The 17730-nt window shown below is 41.9% G+C and carries 17 protein-coding genes; 12 read left to right on the top strand and 5 right to left on the bottom strand.

Annotation, left to right across the window (positions count from 1 at the left end):
• Window positions 1–83 precede the first annotated feature (83 nt).
• A complete protein-coding gene (locus tag VB740_RS31215) occupies window positions 84–767 on the bottom strand; it encodes a response regulator transcription factor (RefSeq protein ID WP_323203705.1) in 684 nt (227 codons plus the stop codon).
• 395 nt (window positions 768–1162) lie between these two features.
• On the opposite strand from VB740_RS31215, the gene VB740_RS31210 reads away from it, so the two are divergent.
• The 3 genes from VB740_RS31210 (at window position 1163) to VB740_RS31200 (ending at window position 2424) form a co-directional block, all read left to right on the top strand.
• A complete protein-coding gene (locus tag VB740_RS31210) occupies window positions 1163–1327 on the top strand; it encodes a hypothetical protein (protein WP_323203704.1) in 165 nt (54 codons plus the stop codon).
• A gap of 166 nt (window positions 1328–1493) precedes the next feature.
• Window positions 1494–1961, top strand: a complete 468-nt coding sequence (gene smpB / locus VB740_RS31205) for an SsrA-binding protein SmpB (protein ID WP_190893799.1) — start codon at window positions 1494–1496, stop codon at window positions 1959–1961.
• A gap of 181 nt (window positions 1962–2142) precedes the next feature.
• Window positions 2143–2424: a WGxxGxxG family protein gene (locus VB740_RS31200; RefSeq protein WP_323203703.1), complete on the top strand. Its 282-nt coding sequence runs from the start codon at window positions 2143–2145 to the stop codon at window positions 2422–2424.
• Between the two features lie 372 nt (window positions 2425–2796).
• On the opposite strand, the gene VB740_RS31195 is transcribed toward VB740_RS31200, so the two are convergent.
• On the bottom strand, window positions 2797–4215 hold the full coding sequence (locus VB740_RS31195) for an IctB family putative bicarbonate transporter (RefSeq protein ID WP_323203702.1): 1419 nt from the start codon (window positions 4213–4215) through the stop codon (window positions 2797–2799).
• 430 nt (window positions 4216–4645) lie between these two features.
• Entirely contained in the window at window positions 4646–6196 is a 1551-nt protein-coding gene (locus VB740_RS31190; protein ID WP_323203701.1) for a GAF domain-containing sensor histidine kinase, read from the bottom strand.
• 560 nt (window positions 6197–6756) lie between these two features.
• On the opposite strand from VB740_RS31190, the gene VB740_RS31185 reads away from it, so the two are divergent.
• The 5 genes from VB740_RS31185 to VB740_RS31165 all read left to right on the top strand — a co-directional run bounded on the left by VB740_RS31185 (window position 6757) and on the right by VB740_RS31165 (window position 13740).
• A complete protein-coding gene (locus VB740_RS31185; protein ID WP_323203700.1) occupies window positions 6757–7950 on the top strand; it encodes a DegT/DnrJ/EryC1/StrS aminotransferase family protein in 1194 nt (397 codons plus the stop codon).
• Window positions 7951–8084: 134 nt separating this feature from the next.
• On the top strand, window positions 8085–8981 hold the full coding sequence (gene crtB / locus VB740_RS31180) for a cyanoexosortase B (protein WP_323203699.1): 897 nt from the start codon (window positions 8085–8087) through the stop codon (window positions 8979–8981).
• A gap of 177 nt (window positions 8982–9158) precedes the next feature.
• Entirely contained in the window at window positions 9159–9881 is a 723-nt protein-coding gene (locus tag VB740_RS31175; RefSeq protein WP_323203698.1) for a cyanoexosortase B system-associated protein, read from the top strand.
• 212 nt (window positions 9882–10093) lie between these two features.
• Window positions 10094–11446, top strand: a complete 1353-nt coding sequence (locus VB740_RS31170; RefSeq protein WP_323203697.1) for a polysaccharide biosynthesis/export family protein — start codon at window positions 10094–10096, stop codon at window positions 11444–11446.
• 119 nt (window positions 11447–11565) lie between these two features.
• The gene (locus VB740_RS31165) at window positions 11566–13740 is read left to right on the top strand and encodes a polysaccharide biosynthesis tyrosine autokinase (protein ID WP_323203696.1); all 2175 of its coding nucleotides are present in this window, start codon (window positions 11566–11568) and stop codon (window positions 13738–13740) included.
• Between the two features lie 275 nt (window positions 13741–14015).
• On the opposite strand, the gene VB740_RS31160 is transcribed toward VB740_RS31165, so the two are convergent.
• On the bottom strand, window positions 14016–14255 hold the full coding sequence (locus VB740_RS31160) for a hypothetical protein (RefSeq protein WP_323203695.1): 240 nt from the start codon (window positions 14253–14255) through the stop codon (window positions 14016–14018).
• Between the two features lie 449 nt (window positions 14256–14704).
• On the opposite strand from VB740_RS31160, the gene VB740_RS31155 reads away from it, so the two are divergent.
• Window positions 14705–15178 carry a TspO/MBR family protein gene (locus VB740_RS31155; protein WP_323203694.1) on the top strand — a complete coding sequence of 158 codons (474 nt, stop codon included), beginning with the start codon at window positions 14705–14707 and terminating at the stop codon, window positions 15176–15178.
• An 89-nt stretch (window positions 15179–15267) separates the two neighbouring features.
• The gene (locus tag VB740_RS31150) at window positions 15268–15741 is read left to right on the top strand and encodes a TspO/MBR family protein (protein ID WP_323203693.1); all 474 of its coding nucleotides are present in this window, start codon (window positions 15268–15270) and stop codon (window positions 15739–15741) included.
• A gap of 5 nt (window positions 15742–15746) precedes the next feature.
• Here the strand turns inward: VB740_RS31150 and VB740_RS31145 are convergent, their stop codons facing one another.
• A complete protein-coding gene (locus tag VB740_RS31145) occupies window positions 15747–16454 on the bottom strand; it encodes a M15 family metallopeptidase (RefSeq protein ID WP_323203692.1) in 708 nt (235 codons plus the stop codon).
• 709 nt (window positions 16455–17163) lie between these two features.
• Here VB740_RS31145 and VB740_RS31140 point away from each other — a divergent pair.
• Entirely contained in the window at window positions 17164–17475 is a 312-nt protein-coding gene (locus VB740_RS31140) for a CU044_2847 family protein (protein ID WP_323203691.1), read from the top strand.
• Between the two features lie 60 nt (window positions 17476–17535).
• Window positions 17536–17685 (top strand): trypsin-like serine protease, encoded by a 150-nt coding sequence (locus VB740_RS31135; RefSeq protein WP_323203690.1) that lies wholly within the window; start codon window positions 17536–17538, stop codon window positions 17683–17685.
• The last annotated feature ends 45 nt before the right edge of the window (window positions 17686–17730 follow it).

Here is a 17730-nt window from a genome sequence, read left to right as displayed (position 1 = left end):
ACGTAGCACTGCTACGTCTCTACATCCAGATTCATACTTTAATTCAGCAACGCCAGAGTTTTAATTCCTTACTCCTGACTTTTTTATTCCACCAAACCATGCTTCATTGCAAAACGAACTAATTCCGCTCGGTTGCTGGTTGAGGTCTTTCTCAATAAGCTGCTAACGTACTTTTCCACTGTTCGAGGACTCAGGTGTAGCTGCTGACCCATTTCGGCATTAGAAAGACCATGAGTTAATAACTCTAAGACTTCCTGTTCTCTATGAGTTAGGGATGAGTGCAAGTGGGATTTTTGGATTTGAGTGGACAAAGAATTATGGGCATCCACCGCTTTTGTCGAAGCGGAAATGCCCAAATTTTCTTTATGAGAAAATCGGTACTCCGATTGAATAATTTGCGATCGCTCCAAAAGATTGCGGATTGCTGCTGCTAACTCTTCCAGTTCAAAAGGCTTAGGTAAGTATAAATCACACCCTGATTGGTAGCCTAAAATTCTTTCCTGGGTCTTAGTTCGAGCTGTTAATAAAATGACAGGCAATAACCGAAACACTGGTTGTTGACGCACCCGGCGCACTAGTTCGTAGCCATTCATCTGTGGCATGACAATATCTGTCACAATCAAGTCCGGATGATGTTCATCCACCATAACTAAAGCCTCTTGACCGTCATTAGCCGTGATCACTGAGTAGCCAGACAGTTCAAGATAGTCGCTAACAGACAGACGAGTGCCCAAATCATCATCCACAACAAGGATCGTCAAGGGCATGGAAAATACACCCCTAGCATTTTTTTACTCAGAAATTTGCTTCTACGCGCTTTATCAGTGAACACAGGCAAGAATAGTGTTCTTATGTTTCATACTATGACAGGATTACCAGCTATTGAATGCCTTCAAGGGTGATTTATAAAATAAATCTTAAATCCTTAGGAAGGGTTAACGAAGTTAAACTCACCTCTGACTCCCTCTGCATCCCAAGCACAGAGAGCTTTTTAATTTGTAACAACTCATCAATAAGGCAGAGCAAATACTCACTATAGTGTAAATTAATATTGACATAATTAATAATTGAGCAAAATCTAAGTATCGTTTTTTTGTCCTTTGTAATTAATCCTTATACCAATTCTCTACGAAAATGCACAGAATAAAGCACTTGAAACTTTATGCCAGATAAGGGAATTATTCTTGCAGGCTCACATAAATTTAGTATTAGTCAATTACTAATGATTACTGATGTCATACCAATTATTTGTGAAACTACACAAAATCAGGTTTCGTCAGACTTGGGGCTTGAGCTAGTTTTTCTATCCAACCTCACAGGTAATTAGCATCAGGTAGCTTAAAGTTGCCAGAAAACTCTTAATTGTGAACTGAGAAAAGCTAAATTAGTGATATACGCAGTTCAGCATTTATAGCGGTTTTAAGATACACCCTATAATTCACAAACCAATCCAAATAAATTTTTAGGTACAGTTAAAGCACACAAAATTATCAATGAGCGACAAGAACGAAGGTTACAAAGTTATTAGCGACAACCGTCAAGCCCGTTATTTGTATGAAATTCTGGAAACTTACGAAGCTGGAATTGAGTTGACAGGAACCGAGGTTAAGTCGATTCGTGCGGGTAAAGTCAATCTCCAAGATGGCTATGCTTTGCTTCGCAATGGAGAAGCATGGTTGATCAATGTGCATATCTCGCCTTATAACGCTAGTGGGCAATATTTTAATCATGAACCACGGCGTACACGCAAGCTGCTGTTGCATCGCAAAGAACTCCGCAAGCTAATTGGCACAGTAGAACAGCAGGGTTTAACTTTAATCCCTTTGAAAATGTATCTCAAACGGGGCTGGGTAAAAGTTAGTATAGCCCTTGGCAAAGGTAAAAAGCTGCACGATAAGCGAGAAGACCTGAAACGACGTCAAGACCAGCGTGACATTCAACGCGCAATGAAAAACTATTGAGCCTCAATGTCGCTAAACTACCACACCAGAGTGAAAAACCGATTGCTGTAAAAAGTGTGTTGTATATCCACAGCGTGAGTTATGACAATGCCTAATTTATAGCCGCAGATTGATTTTCTTAAGGTTGGGAATCGATACAGTGGTGAGTAACTTCGGATGGCATAAGGAATTGTCACAACTTATGAAAAGTAATTTCATTACAGCTGTTGGTGCTGGCGTTCTAACCTTGAGTATGGGAATTTTACCCTTAACTCTATCCGCACAAGCTCAGACGACAACTGACCCCGGAGTGAATACTGCTCCAAGAACGATCGCTTATGAAGATCGCAATGATTTTGATTGGGGTTGGCTAGGATTAATTGGTCTAGCTGGTTTGGCTGGATTGGCTGGTAAAAAGCGTGAGAACGAACCCACCGCTTATCGCGACCCTAATGCTCCAGGAGCCACTACCTACAGAGACTAGTACCGCAAGGACGTTCGGCGAAGCTCAGTCGAGCCGCGGAAGTCAAAAGTCAAAAGTCAGGTATGCTTTGATTTTGCGCTTCCTGCCTGTAATGAAATGGTAGGTTTATTTGCGCCGACCTGGACTAGACAATTAAAAATTCCAAAGTTGTCAGTTGTTGAGTAGAAAAACAACTGACAACTTACTCATGTTAACGAAATGTAGGGGTTTAAGTCCCCCAAGCCGCAAGTGTTGTGGCTCTTTCTAAATCCCCGTTACAACACGTAATTGCTCTCTTCTCTACGAGACGCTGCGCGAACGTAGTGGGGCGTAGCCCATTGCGAATTGCGTTAGCGAAGCGGGGCGTTAGCCGATTGCGAATTGCGAATTGGTTTAATTCACTGTTGGTTCTGAGTTAGATGAATTTGTCTGGTTTTGAGCTAAAGGTGTCCAGTAGCTAGCAATTAAGGCAACTATGAGCCACCAGAGGGTATTGACTTCAGGACGATACCAAACAGTATCTACGGTGCCATGAGCTAGCATCCCCAACAAAATAGCGATCGCTCCAATTAACCAAAATCCTTCTACACTTTTCAGTCGTCGCAGTCGTCGTATTTGTAAAAATGCCGTATTCAATGTGACAATTATTAGCCAGAGAAAGCAGGCTAAACCAACAAAGCCAGTTTCTACAGCCACCTCAAAGAAAATGGAATAGGCGCTCAAAGCAGTGTAACGAGGGCGTTGGTAGAGGGGATAAACTTTATTAAAAGAGTTGTGACCTGGGCCAATGCCGAAAATCGGGCGATCGCGGATCATCTCGAATACTGCATCCCAGACATTCCGGCGAAAATTATTACTGCTATCTTTGCGATCGGCAAAAATACTAAACACTCGCAGGCGGACTGGCTCTACAAATATTACTGCTAGCACCAATATCCCGACCAAACCTCCCAAGACAATTGGTAGCGCCCAAGTACGCCAAAATGGAGGCATTTCCACGCTTTTCCAATAAACTAGCAATGCCATCACAGCTAAAACTGCCACCACTAGTCCAATCCAACCACCACGACTAAAAGTGAGGATCAGGCAAGCACTATTTACAATCAACATTGTTAGTGCCAAAGCTTTTTTGAACCAGCTTTGCCATGCAAAAATTGCCACTAAGCTAAAAATTACTGCTGGTATGAGGTATCCAGCCAACAAGTTGGGATTGCCTAAATAACTGTAGACTCTTGTAGTCTTAGACAGAGGAGATTCTGGATCAACCCAAGTTGCCAGTGCTGTGGCTCCAAAAAACCATTGCCGCAATCCATATACACTGACAATTAACGATATATGCAGGTAAAGTGCGATCAACCAAGACCGGAGGCGAGGCGACCTCAGTACCCTGGCACAAAGGGCAAATAGCAGCAAATACAACGTCAACGTTGCTAAGTCGCTAAGTGCCGCCTTTTTCACTGGCGATAATGCTGTTGCTACCGCGGCAATCCCCCAATAGATTAATACCAGCAGGTGAATGGGAGTGACTGAGGAGACATTTGCTGGTGTTACTTCATCAGATAAAGTCAACAACAGCCAAAATCCTACACAAGCCACCAGCAACAAGCCCACCAATGTACTAGAAGCAAAAGGTGCAAGCACATATACTAAGCTGAGTAAAGCTGCTGCGATCGCATCTCCCCACTGAATCAAGACGCTGGTTTGCCGCCAAGAACTTAACAGTCCCACCAGATAACGATGTACGTAACTGGTAGCAAGGTATTCTTTGAGCGGTAAAGATGATAAAGTAAATCGTTGCCAGACTAAATTCATAAAAAACATTGCGATCAATTAGCCTGCCGACGCAGAACTTGGAATTGATCATAATGCCTATAGCTATAAAAAGGTAATAAGGAAAATTGCACATCGGATGATGGCACTCTTATTCCTAATACGATACGGCGAAAATAAACATACCATTTCAAATGGCGCAAGAAGCTCGGAATACAATTCTGTTGACTTTTGGCTTTTGACACTTCAACTGCTTTCGGCTCCTTTTGGCTACGCTCAGGACAAGCTCAAGGCAAGTCGCTCAGTGTTAACTTTTGACTTCCGCCTTGCGGTACCAGCCATTAGCCACTACCTTTAATCAAAAACCACTTCAGCCAATATTTAAGTTAAGATAGCCGTTCATGTACTTAGTACACAACAAATAGATGAAATATACCTCTTTTCTAATCCCTAATACCGAATTCGCTTGTGATTAGACATCGCCACTTGTTTGTGGAGGGGCCGCCAGTTGCAGTGGCAAAGAAAGCACATAACGATATCCTGATTCTGGTGAACCTTGAATCAAAATTTGTCCACTATGCAATTCTGCCAGTTGACAACTTAGCAATAGACCTAAGCTTTCACGAGAAATACTTCCATGTGATTTAGCTAAATTTATACCTGAACTAGCAGCAAAGAAATCTGAGTGGGAATCGCTCAAGTTCTTTGAATTGTCCACTGCTACTGATGAAATATCACGTTGCTCCTGGCTTTCGGGATGAGTATTGTAAGTTGCTACCTCACCTGTCAGTTCCAGCAGTGACAAAGAATTGAGACGGAAGTAAGGATCAACTTCAGTGATACCATCCCCTAACCAAGGATGAGAAACCCAAATAGTAATATTGAGCGTATCTTCCTTGTAAGAAACATGGATGCGAACAATGCTACCTGTAGCTGAAAGTTGAATCACACTGAAAACCAGGTGATAGAGGATTTGTCGCACTTTGTCTTTATCTAAAGGCCAAATGCGATTGCGTCCCGGTTCAATAGAGAGGCGAATATCTTGCTCGCGGCGATTAGCTACTTCTTCAAGGGTATTGATAGCTTGTTGACACAGCATTTCTATATCCACAGGAGCTATATTGAGCACATTTGAGTTGTCATCCATAGCTCCTAGCTCGGTAATTTCGTTTACTAAGGAAAGTAAGTACCGACCACTGTGTTGGATAATTTCCAAATATTCTCTTTGCTTAGTCGTCAAAGGCCCATAAATCTCACGTCCTAAAACACTAGCCATACCAAGTACAGATGTTAAAGGCGTGCGTAACTCCTGAGTTAACTGATCCAAAAGTTCCAGTTTCAGTTGCTTCGTAGAAACAGAGTCGCTATCTTTACTAGCTGGGCTGATTTTAATCTCAGTATTACGTTCGTCATGGAGTGAAAATATCGGAGCGGAGGGAGTGCTTGATTCGAGTTTCCCTTTCAGGAGTCGGTTACGCTCAAATTCACTCATGCTCCAACGAGCTATGATTTGTAAAAACTCAATGTCTCGGTTTGTAAAATTGCGTGGCACTAAATCCATTACCGCCAATGCACCCAAACAATGTCCCTCAGCATCAATCAGTGGCGCTCCTAAGTAAGCGCGAATCCCATAATCCTGCACCAACTTGCTGCCAATAAGTACTGGGTCTGTAAGTTTATGCGTATCATTAATTACAAATACTTGAAAATTCTCTACTACCTGAGTGCAAAATGATTCTCGGCGTGGTAGTTGGCGATTTTGTGCCAAATGGTTCATTAGTCCCAGCCTAGATAAGCCCACTGCCGACTTGAACCAGTGGCATTCTTCATCCACAAATCCCAACATGGAAATTGGTGCTTCCAAAAAGTGGGCAGCAGTTTGAGTGGCTTCTTCAAAAACCGGAATCGTTTCTGGCTGCCGCAAACCTAAATCTGACAAAGCTTTGAGGCGTTGTTGTTCTCTTGTTTCATGAGAATCCCAACCATCCTTTAGGGCAAATAATTTGTTTTCAGGCTCTACCATTGCCACTGCTACCTTAATAATTTCTTGATACTGTAATTGATAAATTGATACAAGTCCTATTTCTAGGTTATCAATTGCTATTTTTAAGCATTCCCTAATTTTGCCTCTGACAAACAAGTTGGGGGCAAAAATTTTTTACCCCTTACATTAAATCGGTAACGCGGTCTTTGGAGTTACTTGTTACTGGTGCTGAATGTTCTTTATTTATCACTGGTGTAGTCTTTACTGCTTAAGTTTTTGCGTTCAGACTGCGTTAGATTTGGATTCAGTCAGGGTAAGCTAATGCTAAGGATACAATACCAAAGGTCTGTAATTCTTTATGTGCAGAAGGAAAAATTCTGATTGCAATATTCAACGTGAATTTACTTATAATAATTATATTGATGTAATTTTTGTAGCCATTTTTACTCATGACAGTTAGCATCAATGGCTGACAATCCTAGATAGTTTATATAACTCTTTATCCCATAGATTGAACCTATTACAATTTAACACTGAAAATTGTGCAGGTTTTTCTATTTTTTCCATCCGAGGAAATCGCTCTTTGAGGACAACTGGTAATGAATAAAATGACTATTAGAGTTCCTTTTGTAGACCTGAAGTTACAACACCAACCAATTCAAACACAATTGCAAGATGCAATCCAATCTGTATTGGAACAGGGAGATTTTATTTTAGGGCAAGCACTCTCAGATTTTGAAGCTGCATTTGCGGCAGTGTCGGGAGCAGCTTATGGTGTTGGTGTTGCATCAGGAACAGATGCGATCGCTCTCGGTTTGCAAGCGTGTAATATTGGTGCTGGCGATGAAGTGATTTTACCAGCAAACACCTTTATAGCAACCTTAATTGGGGTACAACGGGCTGGTGCGAAGCCAATTCTAGTAGATTGCGATCGCCAAACAGCTTTAATTGACTTAGAGGCAGCAGCAAAGACAATTACGCCTCATACTAAAGCAATTATCCCTGTGCATCTCTATGGTCAGATGGTATCACCACGCGAGTTATTGAACTTTGCCGATACCTACAAACTCCTAATTTTTGAAGATGCAGCACAAGCACACCTCGCCGAAAGAGATGGATATCACGCTGGTTCAGTAGGCATAGCAGCAGCTTTTAGTTTCTATCCCAGTAAAAATTTGGGAGCATTTGGGGATGGGGGAATGCTGCTGACACAAGATTCAGATGTAGCCCAGAAGATGGTGCGCTTGCGAAATTATGGGGCATCGCAAAAGTATTTTCATACTGAACCAGGTACAAATAGCCGCTTGGATACTTTACAAGCAGCGATCTTGCACCAGAAACTACCATATTTGCCACAGTGGAATCGCGATCGCCTAAGTATTGCCCAGCAGTATGATAACGAACTAGCACCCTTAGCAAGTGCTGGCATTATTCCTATGGAAAACCAAAGTGGTGCAGGCCATGTGTATCATCTCTATGTCATTAGAGTTGATGATTCTTGCCCAATAGAACGCCAACAACTTCAGGAAAAACTCACAGCAGTAGGAATTCAAACTGGTATTCACTACCCAATTCCTTGTCATCTCCAGCCAGCATTCACCAACTTAGGCTATCAACCTGGGGATTTTCCTCAAGCAGAAAAACTGTCAAAAGAAATATTATCATTACCCATGTATCCTGGTTTGAGCAGTAGCCAAGTCAAAGAAGTTGTAGCAGCGATCGCTCATGCAGTTTCAACAACTTCTCAGGCAGATCAACCCTCCACTGCTGACCTTGGTAGCGTGGTAGGCTGATATTAATTCATGCCTAATGTGCATCTAAATAATTAGACATTTGATAATTAGACATTTGTGCTTTGTCAGTTGTCAGTTGTCCTTTGCAAATGACCAATGACCAATGACCAATGACCAATGACTAAATAAAAATCATGGTACTCCAGCAACAAGTTAAAAACAGAAACGCCTCATACTTATTAAATCTAGCTATTTTAGGCGTTTTGCTGCTGCTTTATGCTCCTATATTGCTACACTGGTTTGATGGTTGGCTGCACAAAAATATCAGTACAGAACACGAATATTTCAGCCACGGGATTATTGGTTTACCATTTGCGGCTTATCTGGGCTGGATGAACCGGAAAAAGTGGGCACGTTTACCAGATACCATCCATCCTTTAAGCGCTGTTTTCTTGTTATTAGGGGCAGTGTTTTATCTTAGCGGTGTTACAGAGTGGGTTAACCTTTCCTTACCCGTTATATTGGCAGGATTATGTTTGTGGTTTAAGGGAATAGCAGGTTTGCGATCGCAAGGATTCCCTCTACTATTAGTATTTTTGGCAACCCCAACGGCAGTACCCTATCTCATTGCTCCTTATACCTTACCTCTCCAAAGCTTCATTGCTGGTACAGCAGGCTTCATACTGAATCAATTTGGTATGGACGTAACCGTAGATGAGATAAATCTCTACGTAGGAGGGCGGATTGTGGAAGTTGCCCCCTATTGTGCAGGGTTGAAAATGTTGTTTACTACTCTTTACGTAGGCTTGATGCTGCTTTATTGGACAGACGCTTTGTCTTCCCGCCGCACAACTATATCGTTTTTATCTCTTGCTGCGATCGTTAGTATTTGTGCGAATATCATTCGTAATACTTTACTAACTTTCTTTCACGGTACAGGTCAAGAAGGGGCTTTTAAATGGCTGCATGATGGTTGGGGTGGTGACCTTTACTCTGCTTGTATGCTGGTGTCATTAGTGCCCTTACTAAATTGGATTAATAGCTATTTTTCAGAATCTTTGGAAACTCAGCAAGAAGGGGAAAGTCATTAGTCATTGGTCATTGGTCATTGGTCATTAGTCATTGGTCAAGAGTTAAAAATTCTTCCTCTGCCTCCCCTGCTCCCCTGCTCCCCTGCTCCCCTGCCTCTTCTCTACTCATAAATATCACCGAACTCATGGTGTGATTTTATGAAGTAAAATTTTGCCTAAGTATTATAAATTTTACTGATGATTTCCTTCTCCAAGTTTTTCAAGGAAAACCAATTGAGTCAGGTAGCAGCACTTTTGTTATTGCTAGTGCTGCTGGCAATAGGAGGGGTTCCCGGATATCTTACAGGACGCTGGCAATGGAAACAACCACCACCAGTTACTACTCTCAACGAGTTAAAACAGATCCGCAAAGCTGGGTTAGCCCTTCCTGGTTGGAAAACCATTGAACAAGCAGAACAGCAAATTGGCGAACATAAATGGTCTTTGCAGGTAATTAAAAAAGAAAGTTCCGAATCCCAGGCAATCTTGCTTTTGCTACCGCAAAATGGACCGATGGATCAACCAGAGGTAGAGTGGACAGACGTTAATGGCTGGGGAAGGTCACGCTGGGGAAAGTGGGATATAGCTCAATATCGCTCTGCTGACTTTACTGTAAAACCGTCTGCAAAGTTGATATCTGATGTCGAAACTAAAGTAAAAGCTAGGTTCTTTCGCGCCTACACCCCACAGCAAACCTTTGCTGTCTTGCAATGGTATGCTATGCCAGACGGCGGAAATCCATCACCTTTACACTGGTTTTTAGCGGATCAATTAGCACAGTGGCGTCAGCAACGCACTCCTTGGGTGGGCGTGAGCATTCTGATTCCAATGGAACCTTTGGGGCAGGTAGAAACATCATGGTCTTTAGCCGAGTCTATTGGAGAAACAGTGCAAGCTGCATTGATGGCAGGCCCTTTATAGAGTCTGTTACACATACCTTTGTGCAGAGATTCTTCAGTTGTATCTTTATAATCGCGTTCAGGATAAAAATATGAAGTTATAAATTAAAATTGGCAAAAATTTTATACTTTTTGTTGGTAGAATATTTGCAGATAAAAAAGACATTTAGGAAATTTTTAGAGTAAAATTACCACTCGGCGCGACTAATTCTTATATTCATTTTTCCTGCACCGATGTTTATAGATCCAATTTCTTATATGCGTGCATTTAGCGCCCTGTGTTTGATCAATCTTCAAGTAGGAGTTTTCTTAACAACACCTATCCAACTTGTTGTTGCCCAGCCTTTTCCACCTCAAGGACAATCACCAAGGCAACCTCCTTCGCCTGTGCCAGGTACTGAGGTTCTACCTCCAGGTGCAAATGACGAAATTTCCCCCCAACTCAGCCGCTATCTCTTGGGACCAGGAGATGTAATTGGTGTTCTCCTTCAGCGTCCTCCTGGTCCTTACCGCTTAGGAATAGGAGATGGAATTAGCGTTTCAGTTCAGCGCTTTCCAGATTTGAGCTTTCAAGCTTTAATCAACCCAGAAGGTAACATTGTGGTGCCGCTACTGGGAAAAGTTTCCTTACAAGGCTTAACTTTGGAAGAAGCTCAAGAAAAAATTCGCTTGGGTTTAAATCGTTATGTTGTTGATCCAGTAATAGTTTTAGGTTTAGCAACGCAGCGTCAAGACTTAAGTTTTCAAGCTGCAATTAGTCCAGAAGGCAACATTGTAGTCCCGCAAGTGGGAACAATTTCTTTACAAGGTTTAACTTTGGAAGAAGCCCAAGAAAAAATTCGCTTGGCTTTAAGTAGTATTTTACCCGATCCAATCGTTGTAGTATCCTTGGCAGGGACGCGACCAGTTCAAGTGACCATTAGCGGGGAAATATTTCGACCAGGAATTTATCCGATTAATTCATCAACACCCCGGATAGCTGATGCCCTGCTAATATCTGGTGGTTCAACGTTGAATGCAGACCTGCGACAAGTGCAAGTACGCCGTAAGTTAATAGATGGTTCTGTGATTTCACAAAATATTGACTTATATGCAGCACTGCAAAATGGCGGTTCAATTCCTAATTTACGCTTACAAGACGGAGATGCGATACTCGTTCCCCGTCGTGAAGTTGGTAATGATGACGGTTATGACCGCAATTTGGTAGCACGTTCATCCTTAGCTACACCACAGATTAGAGTCCGGGTTTTAAACTACGCTGCCGGAGGCCTTTCCATTCAAGCACTACCTAACGGAAGTACATTTGTAGATGCTTTAGGAGGAGTAAATCTCGATACTGCTAATCTTCGAGATATCGCTCTGGTTCGCTTTGATCCTGAACGAGGTAAAGCTGTTACCCAGAAACTTGATGCTAAAAAAGCTCTAGGAGGCGATGCATCTCAAAATGTGGCCCTTCAAGATAATGATGTTCTTGTTGTTGGTCGGAACCTCATTGGTAGAATTACTAATTTCTTGACTACCATTACCCAACCCTTCTTCAATGTCCAGTCCTTTCTCCGATTTTTTGACGACTTCGGTGGCAGGTAAAATTAGTGATATTCACCTCTTCACCGATTATTGCCGGATTTTGAGAGAGGGGAAAATGAGGGTGACAAATATAATAACTGATAACTGATAACTGATAACTGATTCTATATGCCCCTGCCATGACTCCACCAATTGTTAAACGCTATCTTATTGCTTTTGAAAAATACAAGTGGATTGGACTAGCTAGTTTTGGTTTAGTTGTAGTGGGGTCAACGGTGGTGGCTATGCAGCCAGAGCCACCTACTAACTACATAGCATCTGCCGCACTTACCTATGCTGGTCCACCAGTTTCTTTCTCTGCAACTGGTAGTCAAATCCAACAGCAAGGAAAGGAACTGAATCAGGATATTTTATTATCAAACCAGATAATTGCGACAGTGGCAGAGAAAGTGAATGTCAAACCGCAACAACTCGGTTCAAGGATTGTCCTTTCTTTACCTAAAAAAAATCCCAAAACTGGAGAATTAGAAACGAGTATCTTTGATCTTAAATATGTAGATAGTGATCCCAAACGAGCCATAGAGGTCTTGACTGAATTGATGCAATCAATGATTAAGTTGAGCAGTGACATCAATACTGGGCGATTACAAGCAATTATTGAAAAGGTTAACGAGCGCTTACCACAAGCTAAACGGGAATTGCAAATTGCAGAAAAGAAGCTGGAACAGTACGATCGCATAGAGCGAACGGCAATATTAGCAGCGGAGAATGGCAGCTTGCTAAATGGCATTACTAACAGCCAAAATCTCCAACGGCAAATTCAATTAACTATTTCTGGGGTTGATGGTCAAGTTCGCAGTATAGAAAACAAGTTAGGCTTAACAGTCGGACAGGCTTATATTTCTTCTGCTTTGAGTGCCGATCCAATTATTGCTAACTTGCGATCGCAAATTTATCAAAGTGAGTCGCAAATTGCCTTGCTCAGAAAAGATTTGCGACCGGAGCACCCAACGATGGTTCAGTTGCAGCGTCAGAAACAAGCTGCTGAAGAATTGCTGCAACAACGTGCTAGGGAGGTATTAGGTGGCGATGGGACGGCGGCTCCGCTTCAGGGTAGCATTGCCGGGATTCGCGCCCAAAGTAGTTTAGACCCAGCCCGCCAACAGTTGGCAAACCAAATGGTGTCTTTGCAAACCCAAAAGGAGACGCTGCAACAACAACTAGCTCAAGAAATCCGACAAGAAGCGCGACTACGGCGAGAGTATTCTCTGATACCTAATAAACAATTAGAGCGATCGCGTTTAGAACAAGAGGTTGGACTTAAAAAAGCCATTTATGACCAAATGCAGGCGAAGCTAACCGATGCTAAAACCGCAGAGGCAGAAACTACCAGCAGCCTCAGCATTGCCAGACGCCCCACAGCGGCTGCTGACCTCAAACCTCCTAAGAGTGTACCTATTACTCTTGCTGTGGGTAGTCTCTTAGGTGTCTTGATTGGTGGCGGAGTGATATTTTTGTTGGGAGCGCTGGAAGGTACTTTCAAAACCAGGGAGGATATCCGCGAGAGCCTCAAGCAACGGGAAGTGGCGCTGTTGGGAGAATTGCCTTTAATGCCAGTTGATGATTTGCCTCCAGAAGCAGTGCCAGTGGTACTTTCTGCGGATTCTCCTTATTTAGAATTTTATGAGAAATTCCGTAGTAATCTGCGCCGGATTGGTGGTCAAGCCTTAAAGGTAGTGTTGATTACTAGCACCAGTAGCCTAGAAGGTAAAACCGCAAGTGCATATAACTTGGGTATAGCTTCAGCCCGTGCTGGTAAAAGAACCCTGATTATCGAAACAGATTTGCGATCGCCTTCCCGTTGTACATCCTTGAATGTAATTCCTGACCCTGACGCCACCATTGAACCCCTGCGTTATTACGCTAACTTAAGCGAATGTATTCGTTTAGTTCCTGATGTAGAAAACTTATACATCATTCCCAGTCCTGGGCCTGTGCGGCAATCAGCTGCTATTCTTGAATCAAACGAAATCCGGCGGCTAATGGAGGATGTACGCGAACGTTTTGATTTAGTTATTTTAGATACTAGTCCTCTCAGCATATCCAATGATCCTTTGTTAATCCAACCCTACAGCGATGGCATGGTACTTGTGACGCGACCACACTATACACAAGAGAACATGTTAAGTGAAGCTATTGATCAATTGGTTGAATCGGAACTAGGGTTATTAGGAACAATTATCAATGGTGCTGATATCATTGTTTCTCTACCTGAACAAGTCGTACAATCATCAAGATTTACATCTGAGACAGAAGGATCAGAAGAACTTTCAGCAGGCGCTAATAAAAACTAATAGTTTCCCAAACAGTGGATTGCCAAGATATAGGAATCTGATTTGATTTCTGAAATGATTTGCGTAGGTAGGCAATAGGCAAGAGGAAAGAAGGCTTCCTAGTTGTATTGAGTTTTTTCAGAAATCAAATACTAGTCCTATAACATCTGCTCATTTTAAATTGCTTACTACAGCTTTGGGTCAAACCGTGATGAATCAGAGGGCGTACTTGTGTACGCCTTTCGAGCCGATTCATTTGTCGTTAAGATTTTTGAAAATAGTCTAATCAATGCATTTTAGTTAAAAGAGTTTGAGAGTTGATTAGGGTCTACATTAGCAGGAAATAATAAAATTTCCTTGCCTTCTAATTTTGCCTTTTGGTGAAGCAAAATAGCCTTTTCCAAAGAACAGTATTTAATTGGAACCCATCTGTCGCTATAAAAGTAGACAGTTACCCGGCTCATTGCATACTCTTTCAACGGCAGTGGAAGAGACCAGGACGAGTCCACAGTTTGAACCTTACCTGTTGAGTCCATGCTTTGAACCTCAGTTATTAAGTATATATACTTTCACTCATTATAATGATTTCAAGTAACTGTCATAAGTAATAAGAAACTGCCTTGAAACCGAATCTTTAGATAAAAATTAGAATAATTAGAACTAATCTAAAGAGATGGGAGAAATTCAGGTTTTGAAACCCACGGAGGCGGGTTGTGTATTTCGACTTCGCTCAACACAAGTTTGTGTAGACGCGGTTTCTAACCGCCCACTTCGCTTCGCGTTAAGTTGACACGTATGCATAAGGCGAATAACCAATGCCCCATGCCCACTTGCCCAATTCCCAATTTCCATAATTTAAAATCCTGCCAAACGATGCGAAGGTTTCAAACTCAGGGATGATGAGTAATTAGCAACTAAATTGACAAAATCACACTATAAATAGTGATATTAAGCGATAGATAGCGCTTGTAAAGGAATAACAGCCATGATTAAATCTTGGATGGTGATTGGGGGTGTGGCTTTCTTGGTTGCTTTAACAGCTAACTTGATTACGCCTAGCGATCGCCAATGGTTCAAGCGCTTACAACGGCCGAGATGGCTAACTTTTGAGGGTGCGATTCCGATTATCTGGACTGTAATATTTATTTGCGGTGCTTGGTCAGCTTATATTGTCTGGGAAAAAGATCCAGGAAGCACCCCAACCTGGCTAATCATGGGTTTATACTTGCTTTTAGAAATTGTAACCATTGCCTATACGCCTGTAATGTTTAGGCTTCGCAGCCTGAAAGTCGGTACAATTCTTGGTGGTACAGGTTTTATCATTAGTCTTTTATTGATACTTGCAGTCTTAAGTATTTCTGGCTGGGCAGCACTATTACTAGTTCCTTATTTGCTGTGGAGTCCCATTGGTACTTATACCACTTGGAAGATGATCAGTCTCAATCCTCAAGATGCCTAAGAATCGCACTAGGGAATGATTAAACATATAGCTTAAATTGTCAAACTTGCAGTGTATGACTTGACAAAATACACAAGCAGGAGTGCATTATGATTCCATCTTGGATAATAATTGGGGCTGTAACTTTCTTCGTCGCCCTTGGTAGTTTCTTAATCACACCGCGTGATGTCAAATGGTTTGCAAATTTAAGTCGTCCGCGTTGGCTAGTTTTTGAGCCGCTAATTCCAATTATCTGGACTGTGATTTTTATTTGCGGTGCAGCTTCAGCTTATATTGTCTGGGAAAAAAATCCAGGAGGCATAATTACTTGGCTACTAATGGCTTTGTACCTCTTGGTGGAAATTATCACCGTTGCCTATATACCTACAATGTTGAGGTTTCGCAGTCTCAAAGTTGGGGAAGTTCTTGGGCTAATCGGTTTGATTTCAGGCGTTGTCCTCGCAATCTGCGTTTTGCCAATTTCTTTAATGGCAGCGCTGTTACTCCTTCCGTATCTAATTTGGACTCCGATTGGTACTTACACTACCGACGAGTTAAAAGAGTTAAATCCTCAAGATGCATAACACATCTATGCAAGACGCCCATAACGTGCTGTGACAGGCTTGGCTGGATTGGATTGATTATTCAGCCAAGCCCACATTTGATCGCCCATAGAAAAATGCCACCACTCTCTAGGATTGCGTTGAAAACCGGCTTTTAACATTACATCTTGCAATAGCTGACGGTAAGTATGATACTTTTGGGCTTCTGGGCGATCGCTATTGGCATAATAATCGGGATGCGATCGCTGTGACATTTCATCAATCGGCGAACCCATATTTACTATTTGCCCTGCATCATCCACCAGCGTCACATCCACCGCCGCACCTGTACTGTGAGGAGGAGGAGTTTTTTCATCCAAACTTGGTACAGCCCAAATTGCATAAACCGCTTCCCAAATCTCTTGGCGTTGGTTTGGGGATAACTCCACGTCAGTTAATCCTCTATGCTGTACTGCTTGGGCGAAGCTGTAATCTACCATAAACTGCTGGACTGCTACTGGGCGATAAGCATCAAAAATTTGGATACGCCAGTTAGGATGCAGCAGTTCAAGATAATTTTGCGCTTGGATCAAATTTTCAATAACGCTTTGACGGAGATAATAAGGGGAGCGATCGCCATAAGGCGCACCTAATTTTTCATAAGGATGGGGAGATTCCACCGCAAACAATTCTAAAGGAATCTCTATTAGCGGTTCACTACACTCGAAAATTGGGATTTGATGATAGGGCCTCATCTAGTCAGCCATGCAGGACTTACGGATTTTAACGCAAGCATAGCATTCTGCGTAACAAGTCTCTTCTTTCTCTGTGTCCTCTGCGTGCAATAGCAATTTTTCTCAATCCTGAACAGTAAACCAAAAACTTTTTTTCTAAAGGGTAAACGCTAATAATCTGCTACGTATACAAAGTTATATAGCCTTTCCTAATCACATAAGCTACACCATAGTCCCCTCTCGAAGAACCTACGGTTTACACACAAGTACTTTCGTCCAAAACACGAGGACTTTCGTTCAGAACACGAGGGCTTTCGTTCAGAACACGAGGACTTTCGTCCAGAATACGAGGACTTTCGTTCAGAACACAAGGACTTTCGTTCAGAACACGAGGACTTTTGTTCAGAACACAAAGACTTTCGTTCAGAACACAAGTATTTTTTGAGCCTTTAAGCGAATGAGACAGCTTTGGTTTTCGAGAGGAGTTGGGTGTGGGGTTATTGTACCTAACTCAACTGAGAACCGCTATATAAAATACTTAGGCTGTAATTACTGCTTATAAAGTTCTGAAACCTTTCAAAAAATGAAATGATCAAAGTAACGTGTAGTATATTATTAATTCTTGCCAGATTTGAATTAATCTCGCCCGGAAAATGTAACAATACCATATACCTTTATCTCATTCTTCAGGAATATCCTTGCACGAAAAATTAACAGAAAAAAAAGAAGTATGGCAGATAAAACAAAAATTATTTCCTTTCAACTTTCTGACGGAAAAATAATTAAAGTAGAGGTTACGCCTATAGGGGAACAACCTGTTTCTGCTGAAACCAGAGTCTTTAAACAAGCGACAGAAATTATTAAATCCATTGCTGAAGATGTCGCAGGTACATTAAAAGATATTAGCCAGACAGTCAAACCAGATAAATTTAGTGTCAAACTAGGTTTACAAATTGGAGTTGAGTCAGGACAACTAACCGCTTTAATTGTGAAAGGAACAGGCACAGCTAACCTAGAAATTACGATGGAATGGGGTAAATAATAGTTGATTGTCTTACAGTTGTGGTAATCTTTTTACAAAGATGCTACGTGAGAGCAATTAATGGGTAACGAAGACGATTTACAACGCTGTACAGTGCGTTTAAATGTTTCCAGTAGTCAGGGAACAGGTTTTTTTGTTGCACCGAATTGGATTCTCACCTGCGCCCATGTAGTCGAATCTGCAAAAGATAACCCTGTGCAAGTAAGCTAATCGGCATTTAAGCTGCATAATATAAATGCAGAGTCGGTTGAAAAT

Origin of the sequence: Nostoc sp. UHCC 0251 (genome assembly GCF_034932245.1) — a bacterium.
Lineage (GTDB): Bacteria > Cyanobacteriota > Cyanobacteriia > Cyanobacteriales > Nostocaceae > Nostoc.
Note: the sequence above shows the minus strand (reverse complement) of the source record. Positions and strands in the feature narration are given on the sequence as shown.